The 13,643-nt window shown below is 57.6% G+C and carries 13 protein-coding genes; 11 read left to right on the top strand and 2 right to left on the bottom strand.

Annotation, left to right across the window (positions count from 1 at the left end):
• The first annotated feature begins 295 nt into the window (after positions 1–295).
• The 5 genes from malK (at position 296) to ubiA (ending at position 5,440) form a co-directional block, all read left to right on the top strand.
• A complete protein-coding gene (gene malK, locus AB8804_RS13605) occupies positions 296–1,405 on the top strand; it encodes a maltose/maltodextrin ABC transporter ATP-binding protein MalK (RefSeq protein WP_371186951.1) in 1,110 nt (369 codons plus the stop codon).
• 71 nt (positions 1,406–1,476) lie between these two features.
• Positions 1,477–2,820: a maltoporin gene (locus AB8804_RS13600; RefSeq protein ID WP_371186949.1), complete on the top strand. Its 1,344-nt coding sequence runs from the start codon at positions 1,477–1,479 to the stop codon at positions 2,818–2,820.
• A 113-nt stretch (positions 2,821–2,933) separates the two neighbouring features.
• A complete protein-coding gene (gene malM, locus AB8804_RS13595; protein ID WP_371186947.1) occupies positions 2,934–3,881 on the top strand; it encodes a maltose operon protein MalM in 948 nt (315 codons plus the stop codon).
• A 179-nt stretch (positions 3,882–4,060) separates the two neighbouring features.
• Positions 4,061–4,558, top strand: coding sequence for a chorismate lyase (gene ubiC, locus AB8804_RS13590; protein ID WP_371186945.1), 498 nt, complete (start codon positions 4,061–4,063; stop codon positions 4,556–4,558).
• A 12-nt stretch (positions 4,559–4,570) separates the two neighbouring features.
• Entirely contained in the window at positions 4,571–5,440 is an 870-nt protein-coding gene (gene ubiA / locus AB8804_RS13585) for a 4-hydroxybenzoate octaprenyltransferase (RefSeq protein ID WP_371186943.1), read from the top strand.
• A gap of 71 nt (positions 5,441–5,511) precedes the next feature.
• Here ubiA and plsB read toward each other — a convergent pair whose 3' ends face one another.
• Complete coding sequence (gene plsB, locus AB8804_RS13580; RefSeq protein WP_371186941.1) at positions 5,512–7,932, bottom strand: glycerol-3-phosphate 1-O-acyltransferase PlsB; 2,421 nt, start codon at positions 7,930–7,932, stop codon at positions 5,512–5,514.
• A gap of 205 nt (positions 7,933–8,137) precedes the next feature.
• On the opposite strand from plsB, the gene AB8804_RS13575 reads away from it, so the two are divergent.
• The 4 genes from AB8804_RS13575 (at position 8,138) to AB8804_RS13560 (ending at position 10,951) form a co-directional block, all read left to right on the top strand.
• Entirely contained in the window at positions 8,138–8,506 is a 369-nt protein-coding gene (locus AB8804_RS13575) for a diacylglycerol kinase (RefSeq protein WP_371186939.1), read from the top strand.
• A 108-nt stretch (positions 8,507–8,614) separates the two neighbouring features.
• Positions 8,615–9,223: a transcriptional repressor LexA gene (gene lexA, locus AB8804_RS13570; protein ID WP_112012118.1), complete on the top strand. Its 609-nt coding sequence runs from the start codon at positions 8,615–8,617 to the stop codon at positions 9,221–9,223.
• Positions 9,224–9,288: 65 nt separating this feature from the next.
• Positions 9,289–10,614, top strand: a complete 1,326-nt coding sequence (gene dinF / locus AB8804_RS13565; protein ID WP_371186936.1) for an MATE family efflux transporter DinF — start codon at positions 9,289–9,291, stop codon at positions 10,612–10,614.
• Positions 10,615–10,741: 127 nt separating this feature from the next.
• The gene (locus AB8804_RS13560; RefSeq protein WP_042321172.1) at positions 10,742–10,951 is read left to right on the top strand and encodes a CsbD family protein; all 210 of its coding nucleotides are present in this window, start codon (positions 10,742–10,744) and stop codon (positions 10,949–10,951) included.
• 67 nt (positions 10,952–11,018) lie between these two features.
• On the opposite strand, the gene zur is transcribed toward AB8804_RS13560, so the two are convergent.
• On the bottom strand, positions 11,019–11,534 hold the full coding sequence (gene zur / locus AB8804_RS13555; RefSeq protein ID WP_371186933.1) for a zinc uptake transcriptional repressor Zur: 516 nt from the start codon (positions 11,532–11,534) through the stop codon (positions 11,019–11,021).
• A 114-nt stretch (positions 11,535–11,648) separates the two neighbouring features.
• Between zur and AB8804_RS13550 the strand changes: the two genes are divergently transcribed.
• Both AB8804_RS13550 and AB8804_RS13545 read left to right on the top strand, forming a co-directional pair.
• On the top strand, positions 11,649–12,137 hold the full coding sequence (locus AB8804_RS13550; protein ID WP_371186931.1) for a cupin domain-containing protein: 489 nt from the start codon (positions 11,649–11,651) through the stop codon (positions 12,135–12,137).
• A 222-nt stretch (positions 12,138–12,359) separates the two neighbouring features.
• Positions 12,360–13,619, top strand: coding sequence for a conjugal transfer protein TraF (locus AB8804_RS13545; RefSeq protein WP_371187037.1), 1,260 nt, complete (start codon positions 12,360–12,362; stop codon positions 13,617–13,619).
• Positions 13,620–13,643: the final 24 nt, after the last annotated feature.

The raw sequence follows: 13,643 nt of genomic DNA, 5'->3' as shown, positions 1-13,643 counted from the left end.
ATCCTCTTTCCATCCTCCCGGCCCCTACGCCCCACCCCCCGTTTGTGTGATCTCTGTAACATAAATTTAAGTTATGAGTGGTGGCGCACATAAAACCCCACTGAATTTTGCAGGCCGCTTCACGATTTTCGCCTCAGCCCGCCCGCTGCGGTCGCAGAGCGTCATCTCTCATCCTCCCGCCTCCTCCCCCATGAAAAAGCCAGGGGGTGGAGGATTCACGAAAGTAATGGAAGACGCATAGTGAACTTATGTTGAATGTTTCTGTCGGTGACAGGTTGTAACGAGGGAGAAGGGCATGGCGAGCGTACAGCTGCGTAATGTAACGAAAGCCTGGGGCGACGTAGTGGTGTCGAAAGACATCAATCTGGACATCCACGAAGGTGAGTTCGTGGTGTTCGTCGGTCCTTCAGGCTGTGGTAAATCTACTCTGCTGCGTATGATTGCCGGTCTTGAAACGATCACCAGCGGTGATTTGTTTATTGGTGAAACCCGTATGAACGACATCCCGCCTGCCGAGCGCGGCGTGGGCATGGTGTTCCAGTCTTATGCGCTTTATCCCCACCTGTCCGTTTCCGAAAACATGTCTTTTGGCCTCAAGCTGGCCGGTGCGAAGAAAGAGGTTATCAACCAGCGCGTGACCCAGGTCGCCGAGGTGTTACAGCTGGCGCATCTGCTGGAGCGCAAGCCGAAAGCGCTCTCCGGTGGCCAGCGACAGCGCGTGGCGATTGGCCGTACGCTGGTGGCAGAGCCGCGCGTGTTCCTGCTCGATGAACCCCTTTCCAACCTGGATGCCGCCCTGCGCGTCCAGATGCGTATCGAAATTTCCCGTCTGCACAAGCGTCTTGGCCGCACGATGATTTACGTCACCCACGATCAGGTCGAGGCGATGACCCTGGCCGACAAAATTGTGGTGCTGGACGCCGGCCGCGTGGCGCAGGTCGGCAAACCGCTGGAGCTGTATCACTACCCGGCAGACCGCTTCGTTGCGGGCTTCATTGGCTCGCCGAAAATGAACTTCCTGCCCGTCAAAGTGACCGCAACGGCGATTGAACAGGTGCAGGTCGAGCTGCCAAACCGCCAGCAGGTCTGGCTCCCGGTGGACAGCGCGAACGTGCAGGTCGGGGCAAATATGTCCCTCGGCATTCGTCCGGAACACCTGCTGCCGAGCCACATCGCGGATGTGACCCTCGAAGGTGAAGTTCAGGTCGTCGAACAGCTTGGTCACGAAACACAGATTCATATCCAGATCCCCGCCATCCGTCAGAACCTGGTCTACCGCCAGAATGACGTGGTGTTGGTAGAAGAGGGTGCCAAATTCGCTATCGGCTTGCCGCCAGAGCGCTGCCATCTGTTCCGTGAGGATGGCACCGCATGTCGTCGGCTGCATATAGAGCCAGGCGTTTAAGCAATCCCAAAAGAAAACACGAAGCCGACAGGTGAAGTGTTCAAAGAAAAGCAATGATCTCAGGAGATAGAATGATGATTACTCTGCGCAAACTTCCACTGGCAGTTGCCGTCGCAGCGGGCGTAATGTCTGCTCAGGCGCTGGCAGTTGATTTCCACGGTTACGCTCGTTCCGGCATTGGCTGGACGGGAAGTGGCGGCGAACAACAATGTTTCCAGGCAACGGGTGCACAAAGTAAATACCGTCTCGGTAACGAATGTGAAACCTATGCAGAACTGAAGCTGGGCCAGGAAGTATGGAAAGAAGGCGATAAGAGCTTCTACTTCGATACTAACGTCGCGTACTCCGTGGCGCAGCAGAATGACTGGGAAGCGACCGATCCCGCGTTCCGTGAAGCTAACGTGCAGGGTAAAAACCTGATTGAATGGCTGCCGGGCTCCACCATCTGGGCCGGTAAGCGCTTCTATCAGCGTCACGACGTTCACATGATCGACTTCTACTACTGGGATATCTCTGGTCCTGGTGCGGGTCTGGAAAACATCGACGTCGGCTTCGGTAAACTCTCTCTGGCAGCAACCCGTTCTTCTGAAGCGGGCGGCTCTTCCTCCTTCGCCAGCAACAGCATTTATGATTACACCACGCGCACCGCGAACGACGTCTTTGACGTGCGTTTAGCGCAGATGGAAGTGAACCCGGGCGGCACCCTGGAGCTGGGCGTTGACTACGGCCGTGCCAACCCGCGTGACGACTATCGTCTGGTTGACGGCGCGTCTAAAGACGGCTGGATGTTCACCGCTGAACACACCCAGAGCATGCTGAAAGGCTACAACAAGTTTGTGGTGCAGTACGCCACCGACTCCATGACCTCTCAGGGTAAAGGCCTGTCTCAGGGTTCTGGCGTAGGCATCGATGGCAATAGCGGCTTTGCGTATGACATCAACAACAACGGCAGCCTGCTGCGTATCCTCGACCACGGTGCAATCTCCCTGGGCGATAGCTGGGACCTGATGTACGTCGGTATGTATCAGGACATCGACTGGGATAACAACAACGGCACCAAGTGGTGGACCGTGGGCGTACGTCCAATGTACAAATGGACGCCAATCATGAGCACCCTGCTGGAAGTGGGCTACGACAACGTGAAATCCCAGGAAACTGGCGATACCAACAACCAGTACAAAATCACCCTGGCACAACAGTGGCAGGCTGGCGACAGCATCTGGTCTCGTCCGGCTATCCGCGTCTTCGCAACCTACGCGAAGTGGGATGAGAAGTGGGGCTACGACTACAACGGCAACCCAGGAAATAACCCTAACTTCGGTAAAGCGGTTAAAGATGGCTTCAACGGCGGTTCCTTCGGCCGCGGCGACAGCGACGAGTGGTCCTTCGGCGCCCAGATGGAAATCTGGTGGTAATCCCGTCTTAACCTGACGTAATGACCAAACTGAGGGGCGAAAGCCCCTCAATCCTTGGGGCAGCGCGCTATTGCCTGGCTACCGCTGAACCCGTGCTTTCTGAGGTGATAACAATGAAAATGAACAAGACTCTCCTTGCCCTTTGCCTGTCCGCTGGCCTGCTGGCGAGCGCACCTGCCGTGACGCTGGCTGACGTGAACTTCGTTCCGCAAAACACGACCTCCGCACCGGCTATTCCTGCCGCGGCACTGCAGCAGCTCGCCTGGACGCCGGTGGATCAGTCCAAAACGCAGACCACCCAGCTTTCAACGGGCGGCCAGCAGCTGAACGTGCCGGGCATCACCGGTCCGGTTGCCGCCTATAGCGTTCCGGCCAACATTGGTGAACTGGCTATAACACTTACCAGCGAAGTGAACAAACAAACCAGCGTGTTTGCGCCGAACGTGCTGATTCTCGATCAGAACATGACGCCATCGGCGTTTTTCCCGAGCGAATACTTTACCTACCAAGAGCCGGGCGTGATGAGCGCTGACCGCCTGGAAGGGGTGATGCGCCTGACGCCTGCGCTGGGACAGCAAAAGCTCTACGTGCTGGTCTTTACCACCGAGCAGGATCTGCAGAAAACCACCACATTGCTCGATCCGGCAAAAGCCTACGCGAAGGGCACCGGCAACGCCGTGCCTGACATTCCGGACCCGATTGCCCGCCACGTGACCGACGGGACGCTGAAGCTGAAGGTGAAAACCAACAGCGGCTCCAGCGTGCTGGTTGGCCCGCTGTTTGGCTCCTCCGGCAATGGCCCTGTGACCGTGGGCAACACTGCCGCACCGGTTTACGCCGCACCGGCTGCTGCACCGGCCGCCGCCGCGCCAGCCGCAGCCCCGGCGAAGAAAGCGGAGCCGGTACTGAACGATACCGAAGCATACTTCAACAACGCGATTAAGCAGGCCGTGAAGCGTGGCGATGTCGATAAGGCGCTGAAGCTGCTTGATGAAGCCGAACGTTTAGGTTCAACCACTGCCCGTTCCACCTTTATCAGCAGTGTAAAAGGCAAGGGGTGATCGTCTCCCCGCAGTGCTGATTTGTTAGTTTTAGTGCGCCTGAGTGGGCGCACTTTTTTTCCTGCCGTCCGTGCGTGTTGCACCGTTGTTGCGATAGTGATCGTTAAATAACGTTTGACCGCCCCCAAGCCGCGTTTCTGCGATACAATGCCATTACGTTATGTATCGGAGAGTCTGGCATGTCACACCCCGCGCTAACGCAATTGCGTGCGCTGCGCTATTTAGACCACATACCCGCGCTTGACCCGGCGCAGCTCGACTGGCTGCTGCTGGAAGATTCCATGACAAAACGTTTTGAGCAACAGGGCAAAACGGTCACGGTGACGATGATCCGCGAAGGGTTTGTCACGTCCGATGAGATTGCCAGCGAGCTGCCGCTGCTGCCGTCTGAAGAACGCTACTGGCTGCGCGAGATCCTGCTCTGTGCCGACGGCGAGCCGTGGCTTGCCGGACGGACGGTGGTGCCTGAGTCCACCCTTTCCGGACCCGAGCTTGCCCTGCAGCGGCTGGGAAAAACGCCGCTGGGGCGCTATCTTTTCACCTCATCCGAGCTTACCCGAGATTTTATTGAGATTGGTCGCGATGCCGATCTGTGGGGGCGCCGTTCCTGCCTTCGCCTGAGCGGCAAGCCGCTCATTCTGACGGAACTGTTTTTACCGGCATCGCCGCTGTACTAAGAGGAAGATAAAATGGAGTGGAGTCTGACGCAGAACAAGCTGCTGGCCTTTCACCGCCTGATGCGCACGGATAAACCGATCGGCGCGCTGCTGCTGCTCTGGCCGACCCTGTGGGCGCTGTGGGTTGCCACGCCGGGTGTACCGCCGCTGTGGATCCTGGCGGTGTTTGTTGCGGGCGTCTGGCTGATGCGCGCGGCGGGCTGCGTGGTCAATGACTACGCGGACCGCAAGTTTGACGGGCACGTGAAGCGCACGGCCCATCGACCGCTGCCGAGCGGTCAGGTTTCCGAGAAAGAGGCCCGCACGCTGTTTGTGGTGCTGGTGCTGCTCTCCTTCCTGCTGGTGTTAACGCTTAACACCATGACCATTCTGCTTTCGATAGCCGCGCTGGCGCTGGCCTGGGTCTACCCGTTCATGAAGCGCTACACCCATCTGCCGCAGGTGGTGCTGGGTGCCGCGTTTGGCTGGTCGATCCCAATGGCGTTCGCCGCGGTGAGCGAGTCCGTGCCGCTGAGCTGCTGGCTGATGTTCCTGGCCAACATTCTCTGGGCCGTGGCGTACGATACGCAATATGCGATGGTTGACCGCGACGACGATCTGAAGATTGGAATCAAGTCGACGGCGATTTTGTTCGGGCGTCAGGACAAGCTGATCATCGGTATTCTGCAGGTGGCGGTGCTGGCGCTGATGGTGGCCATCGGTCGCCTTAACGGCCTGAACTGGGAGTTTTACTGGTCCGTGCTGGTGGCGGGGCTGCTGTTTGCGTACCAGCAAAAGCTGATTGCGAAGCGGGATCGCGAAGCGTGCTTCAAGGCGTTTATGAACAATAACTACGTGGGCCTGGTGCTGTTCTTGGGGCTGGCGATGAGCTACTTTTCATAAAAGTACGGCAGCCGAATGGCTGCCGTTTTGTTTTCTCCCTCTCCCCGTGGGAGAGGGCCGGGGTGAGGGCATCACTCGCCCTGCGTCGAACTCTCAATCGTTAAACGCACGTCGGCGGTAATCAGCTCTGCCAGCATCTGGTAGATCTTCATCGTCTCTTCCGGCTCGGCGTCGCCCGTGTCGCTAATGAACCCTTCGTCACGCAGCGTCAGCACCAGCGAGCTGAACACCGCCTTATCAAAGAACTCAGGAGCATTGATACCGTGCAGAACGGAGAGGCGCTGCGCCAGCGTCCGGCTCTCTTTTTCCAGCGTGCCGCGGTTGATGGACGGATTCGCGCTCAGCAGCCAGAAGGTAATGGCGTAACGTTGCAGCGTTTCGCGCGCCCCGGCGGCCAGCAGCTGCAGAGTGCGGGAGCGTGACGGGTTGATGAGCAGCTCGTTCTCATTAACCGTAATCAGCCCCTGACGACACATCTCTTCCGTCATCTTCGCCAGCTCGACGGCCAGCTCGTCCTTGCTCCAGCGCAGGAACAGCTCCGCTTTCAGCATCGGATAGATGGCTTCAATGTGGCGTAACAGCTCCTGATGCGAAATGCGGCGGTGCTGGGTCAGAATGGCGGCCATCAGGGACGGCAGCATCAGCATATGCGTGATGTTGTTGCGGTAGTAGGTCATCAGCACCGCCTGCTCGCGCGGCAGAATGATGATGTCACCGATCGTATCTTTCTCGACTTCAAACTTGTTCATCTGCAGCGCATGGTCGATAAGCTCGCTGGCGGTGGCAGAAGGAACGGTTGAATCGACGGAGTACGGCACGTTGCGCATGATGTCCAGGTAGCAATCGAGCTGCTCGGTCAGCTGCTCGCGTGTGAGCGAGCGCTGGCGAGAGGCCAGAAGCGCCGTGCAGCACAGGTTCATGGCGTTGGCCGCACCGGCGCTGTTGATACGCACCATCAGCTCTGACGCAATGCCGTTGACGGTCGGCGTCAGCCACGCTGGACGCACCGCCTCGATGGGATCGATGGATTCACGCCACTCGGGCACGTGGGTATTCAGGTACGTCATCAGCGGCATCGGCTCGCCGAAGTTCACGTAGCCCTCGCCCAGGTTGCGCAGCTTGCTGAGGCCGCGCAGCATCTGCGGCAGGCTCTCTTTCTCTTTTGTGGCTCCGCGCAGCTCTTTCGCATAGGTGCCCACTTCCATCACGTGCTCATAGCCAATGTAGATTGGCACCAGCGTGATGGGCCGCGTACCGCCGCGCAGCATCGCCTGAATGGTCATCGACAGCGTGCCGGTCTTCGGATCGAGCAGACGACCCGTACGCGAGCGGCCACCTTCGACGAAGTATTCTACGGAATAGCCGCGGCTGAACAGCTCGCCAAGGTATTCGCGGAAGACGGTCGAGTAGAGCTTGTTGCCCTTGAAGGTTCGACGAATAAAGAACGCGCCCAGGCGGCGGAAGATCGGGCCTGCTGGCCAGAAGTTCAGGTTAATACCGGCAGCGATGTGCGGCGGCACCAGCCCCTGGTGGTAAAGCACGTAGGAGAGAAGCAGGTAGTCCATGTGGCTGCGGTGGCAAGGCACGTAGACAATCTCATGGCCGTCGTGTGCCAGCTGGCGCACGCGCTCGGCGTTATGGACGTTGATCCCCTGATAGAGCCGGTTCCAGGTGAAGCCCAGAATGCGGTCAGACAGGCGAATCATCTCGTAGGAGAAGTTCGCGGCGATCTCTTCCATCAGCGCGATAGCGTTCTGCTGGGCCTTCTCGTGGGAAATTTTCTTGCTGCGCGCTTCGTCTTCGACGGCGCGGGCAATCGCCTTAGAGGCCAGCAGCTTGTTGAACAGATCCTGGCGCGCAGGCAGGCGAGGGCCCACCGCGGCGAGACGCTGACGCGCGAAGTGCATGCGCGCCACGCGCGCGAGCTTTTGCGCGATGATCTTGTCCGTGCCGTGCTCGTCCGCCATACGGCGCAGCGAAACGGACGGGGAGAAACGCACGAAGCTGTCGCGCCCCAGCCAGGAGACGGCGAAGAATTTTTGGATGCCGTTAAGCATGCGCAGTGGCGGATTCTCTTCGCCTTTTTCGCGGCCCGGTCGGCGGCCAAACATCACGGAGACCGGCACCATCTGCACGTCCAGATCGGGATTGCTGCGGTGCAGATCGAGATAGTCGTGGAACAGCTTGATGGACTCTTCTTTCGGCGTGTAATAGGTGAACACGCGCGGCCCGCCGTGGATGAACACGTAGCGCGGTAGCAGCGTACCGTCGACTTCCAGCGGTTCAAGCGGGTCGGGCAGATCGTGCGCCAGACACTGCGCGCGAAGCGTCAACAGGTCAGCCTTCGAGTTATAAGGCAAAACGTACATAATCGGGCGCGAGGTATCGAGCCCTAATTCCAGCGCGGGTTCTGCTGGGATAGACTTACTTTTTACCAGTACGCTTAATGGTAAATTAAGTAATTTGTAGTAAATTCGTGGCCAGCCGGACATAAACGATGTAAAGCCTCTGGTTAATAATGCAATTGCGGCGCAAGGATAACAGAAAGCGCGCAAAATTTCTGTTGTTACCCGTCAGACTTCAGGCGGCAGCATAGTGGCTGCGGCTACATATACTTCATCCTGCATGCTGCATGAAAGCGGCATGGACGATCTTGTGTATAGTGACTGACGCTCTTTCCAATAAAAGGTTCTTTTAATGGCCAATAATACCACTGGGTTCACCCGAATCATCAAAGCCGCGGGCTATTCATGGAAAGGTTTCCGTGCCGCGTGGATCAATGAAGCTGCTTTCCGCCAGGAGGGCATTGCCGCTATCGTCGCGGTTATTGTCGCCTGTTTCCTTGACGTTGATGCGATAACCCGCGTACTTCTCATCGGTTCGGTGCTTTTGGTGATGATAGTGGAAATTCTCAATAGCGCTATTGAGGCGGTGGTTGACCGCATCGGTTCCGATTTCCACGAGCTTTCCGGACGCGCAAAAGACATGGGATCCGCTGCCGTACTGCTGGCGATTATCGTTGCGGCGATAACCTGGGTCACGCTGCTTTGGTCGCATTTCCGATGAGCCTCGAGGAATAATTAAGTCCCTGGTTTTTTGTGCAGTTTTTGGTTCCAAATTCGCCTTTGACTGTATATACTCACAGCATAACTGTATATACACCCAGGGGGCGGAATGAAAGCGTTAACGACCAGGCAGCAAGAGGTGTTTGATCTCATCCGGGATCATATCGGCCAGACGGGTATGCCACCCACGCGTGCGGAAATCGCGCAGCGTCTGGGCTTCCGTTCTCCAAACGCTGCCGAGGAACACCTGAAAGCGCTGGCACGTAAAGGCGTGATTGAGATCGTCTCCGGCGCGTCTCGCGGTATTCGTCTGCTCGTCGAAGAAGAGACGGGTATTCCGCTGGTTGGCCGCGTTGCGGCAGGTGAGCCGCTTCTGGCGCAGCAGCATATTGAAGGCCATTATCAGGTCGACCCGGGTATGTTTAAGCCAAGCGCTGATTTCCTGCTGCGCGTTAGCGGGATGTCGATGAAAGACATCGGCATTCTTGACGGCGATCTGCTGGCCGTTCACAAGACGCAGGACGTGCGCAACGGGCAGGTTGTTGTGGCGCGTATTGATGACGAAGTGACCGTTAAGCGCCTGAAAAAACAGGGCAACACCGTGCAGCTTCTGCCGGAAAACAACGAATTCACGCCGATTGTGGTAGACCTGCGCGAGCAGAGCTTCTCGATCGAAGGCCTGGCGGTTGGCGTTATCCGCAACGGCGAATGGCTGTAATCTCTTCCTGACGGGCTGCGGTTTCTCCGCGGCCCGTTTCGTATTATCGTCCCCGGTATTTTCCCATGTCTCTGCTGACGGCTTCCGATAAAGCATTGTGGCGTCTTGCGCTGCCGATGATCTTCTCCAATATCACCGTTCCTCTCCTGGGGCTTGTTGATACGGCGGTGATTGGCCATCTTGACTCGCCCGTGTATCTGGGCGGCGTCGCGATTGGCGCAACGGCGACCAGCTTCCTCTTTATGCTGCTGCTCTTTTTGCGCATGAGCACCACCGGGCTGACGGCGCAGGCGTATGGCGCGAAAGACCCGCTGCGGCTGGCGCGCGCGCTGGTGCAGCCGTTAATCCTGGCGCTGGGCGCGGGAATAGCGATCGTCCTCTTGCGTACACCGCTCATCGATTTGGCGCTGCATATCGTGGGCGGCAGCGAGGCGGTGCTGGAGCAGGCCAGGCGTTTTCTGGCGATCCGCTGGCTCAGCGCGCCCGCGTCGCTGGCCAATCTGGTTCTGCTTGGGTGGCTGCTGGGCGTTCAGTACGCCCGCGCTCCGGTGATCCTGCTGGTGGTGGGCAACCTGCTTAATATCGTCCTCGACCTGTGGCTGGTCATCGGCCTGCACATGAACGTGCAGGGGGCGGCGCTGGCAACGGTGGTGGCGGAGTATGGCACGCTTCTCATCGGATTAGGGATGGTCTGGCGCGTGCTGGCGATGCGCGGGATCCCGGTTGCGCTGCTGAAAAAGGCCTGGCGCGGCAATATTCGCAGGCTGCTGGCCCTAAACCGCGACATCATGCTGCGCTCGCTTCTGCTACAGCTGTGCTTTGGCGCGCTGACCGTTTACGGCGCGCGGCTTGGGCCTGAGATTGTCGCGGTCAATGCGGTTCTGATGACGCTGCTGACCTTTACCGCCTATGCGCTGGACGGCTTTGCCTACGCCGTTGAGGCGCACTCCGGTCAGGCCTATGGCGCAGGAAAAAGCGGCCAGCTACGCGACGTCTGGCGCGCCGCCTGTCGTCAGGCAGGCCTTGTCGCACTCGCGTTCGCCGTGATTTACGCCGGTTTCGGCCAGTCAATCGTTGCCTTACTTACCTCGCTGCCCGCGCTGCGCGAGCTTGCCGGTCATTACCTGATCTGGCAGGCGGTGCTGCCGGTAGTGGGGGTGTGGTGTTATCTGCTGGACGGCATGTTCATCGGGGCAACGCGCGGGGCTGAAATGCGCAACAGCATGGCGGTGGCGGCCGTCGGGTTTGGCCTGACCTTGCTCACCGTTCCGTATCTGGGCAACCACGGGCTGTGGCTCGCGCTGGCCGTTTTCCTCTCTCTGCGCGGGCTGTCGCTGGCCTTTATCTGGCATCGCCACTGGCGTAACGACACCTGGTTTGTGTCTTCGTAATCGTCGCGATGGTTAAAGATTCTGAATATGAAAATGACCTCCGAATCCTTAACTACAATAATTAATACGTCCAGCAGAAAGTACGTGACGGACGAAACTCATTGACGCTTAACACGAGGACACGATTATGAATAAAGACGAAATCGGCGGCAACTGGAAGCAGTTTAAAGGTAAAGCGAAAGAACAGTGGGGCAAACTGACCGACGACGACATGACCGTCATCGAAGGTAAGCGCGATCAGCTTGTCGGCAAAATTCAGGAACGTTACGGCTACGAGAAAGATCAGGCTGAAACCGAAGTGAAAGACTGGGAAACCCGCAACGACTACCGTTGGTAACCCGGTAAACCCGCAGGTACAAGGATGTACTGGCAGAGGGCGGCGCTAAGCCGCCTTTTCTTTTGCCTTAGCGCGGCTTTTTCTTTACCAGGATTGTGTGGTCGTGCTGGCAGGCATCCTGATGCTTACAGGACTCCACCTCCACGCAGGCCGAACACAGGCCGTGCGCTTCAATCACGTTATGCCGCAGGGCAAAGCCCATTTTTGCCGCCAGCGATTGCATAATGTCTTCCACGCCTTCCGCACCTTCTTCCTTAACCGCGCCGCAGCGGTCGCAGATAAACATCGCCGACGTATGGGTTGGCTGATCGAACAGGTGGCACAGGACGTAGCTGTTCGTCGATTCAACTTTATGCACAAACCCTTGTTCCAGAAGAAAATCCAGCGCCCGATAAACGGTCGGCGGTTTCGCCTGCGGCTCGCTCTCGCGCAGCAGGTCGAGCAGATCGTAGGCGCTGATGGCCCCCTGCTGCAGGCTCATCAGACGCAGCACCTCAAGGCGCTGCGGGGTCAGGCGCACATTGCGTTGCGCACAGAGCTTTTCCGCTTGCGCTAACAGCTCCTGCGTTGTGGTCTTATCCATTAAGCACCTCGGATGACGTAAGTGAGAAAGTCTCACTTTATCATGTTCTGCTTAAAACGCCGAGATCCGCCGGGCTGTGCTATACCTGACGCATCACATTCCGGGAAGCGAACGATGAAAAGACCTGACTGTATTCGACACTGGCGCGACGTAGAAGGCGCAGATGATTCCACCTATCCAGACAGCAACGAGCGTTTTGCCATTGGCGCACCGCTGGCGCGCCAGCTCGGGCTGAGGCGAATGGGTATCCATCACGAACGTCTTCCGCCCGGCCGACGCACCTCTTATCCTCATGCCGAAAGCGATGAAGAGGAATTTATCTACGTGCTGGAGGGCTATCCCGAAGCCTGGATCAACGGCTATCTGTGGAAGCTGGAGCCGGGCGATAGCGTAGGATTTCCTGCCGGAACGGGCGTTTGCCACACCTTTATCAATAACACCGACGAAGAGGTTCGCCTGCTGGTGGTTGGCGAAGCGAACAAAAAACACAACCGTATTTACTACCCGCTGAACCCGGTGTACGCGGCAACGCGTGAGGACCGCTGGGTAGACCATCCTCCCCAGTTTTTTGGCCCGCACGACGGAAAACCTGGGCGAAAATAATTTCCTCTTCTATAAATATTGAGGGCCGTCACATATTACAACAGGCCACACGGGAAATTTAACTTAGGGAAATAGCGGGTCTTTTCGTTCTTATTCACAGCAATAGTTCGTCCCTGTCTGGGTGATAACAGACAGGGGTAATTTCATAACAAAATTTATGACGAGCATACTGTGAAAAAACATTTTAAATTTTCGGTGGTTAGCATTGCTGTCTCCCTGTTTATGGCAAATCAGGCGGGAGCGGCCAATACCTGGACGGAAGCGCGCAGCGACGCGATGGGCGGCACGGGCGTTGCGGCGGGCAGCTACGGCAGCGGGGCGTTAATCAACCCGGCGCTGCTGGCTAAGGCGAAGCCTGATGATGATGTGACGGTAATTTTGCCTTCAGTCGGCGCTCAGATAACCGACAAGGATAATCTTCAGGACGAGATTGATAATATCAACGACAAAATCAATCACTATCAGGATGTGATTGACGGGCTCACGCCCGGCGAAATTATTACCAATCCGCTGGGGTCAATAAACCAGTTCCAGGGCGCGGCGAAAGATCTCGCTGATGAACTGGACTATCTTAAAGGCAAGACCGCACGCGCCACGGCGGGCGCGGGCATTGCGGTGAGTATCCCTAACGATGTGCTGTCCGTGGCCTTTATGGCGAAAGGCTATGCCCACGGGCGAGTCAGCTCCTCAATCGATCCGCAGGATATTGATTACCTGCGCGGTATTCAAAACAGCGATCTTGTGGCGGCCGGCGTGGCGCTGGATGCTGCGCTCAACGGCACGGACCAAATTACCAAAAACCTCAACTCAACGGCGTCTGGCCGGGCGGCGATTGTCTCCGACTACGGCATTGCCGTTGCCCGTCAGTTTGACCTGGGGGGCGTGCCGGTATCCGTGGGCGTGACGCCGAAGCTGCAGAAAACCTGGGTCTACAACTACACCACGTCCATTTACGATTACGACAGCAATAAATGGAACGACAGTCGCTACCGCACTGACGATACGGGCTTTAACGTTGACGCCGGTATCGCTGCTGATTTCGGTGAACACTGGACGGTGGGCGTGAGCGGGCAAAACCTGATGTCGCGCGATATCGATACAAAAGATGTCCGTATCCGCAACGGGCGCACGGGCGAGGTGGTGAGCTATAAAGATACCTATCAGATCCGTCCGCTGGTGACCGCCGGTGCGGCCTGGCACAACGATCTCGTCACCTTAACCGCCGACGGCGATCTCACCGAAACCAAAGGCTTCAAGAGCGAAGATACCTCGCAGTACGCGGGCGTCGGTGCCGAGATCACGCCGCTTAGCTGGCTGGCCGTGCGCGCCGGTTTCCGTGCGGATATGAAAGGAAACGACAGCAACGTCTTTACCGGCGGCCTCGGCTTCGCGCCGTTTAACACGGTTCACGTAGACCTGATGGGCCTGTACGGGGAAGACGAAACCTGGGGCGCAGGCGCGCAGCTCAGCATGACGTTTTAACTATTTAGGGCACCATCTTGGGTG

Origin of the sequence: Enterobacter sp. KBR-315C3_2022, from assembly GCF_041399425.1 — a bacterium.
Classification (GTDB): Bacteria; Pseudomonadota; Gammaproteobacteria; order Enterobacterales; family Enterobacteriaceae; genus Enterobacter.
This window is presented reverse-complemented; position numbering and strand designations above follow the sequence as displayed.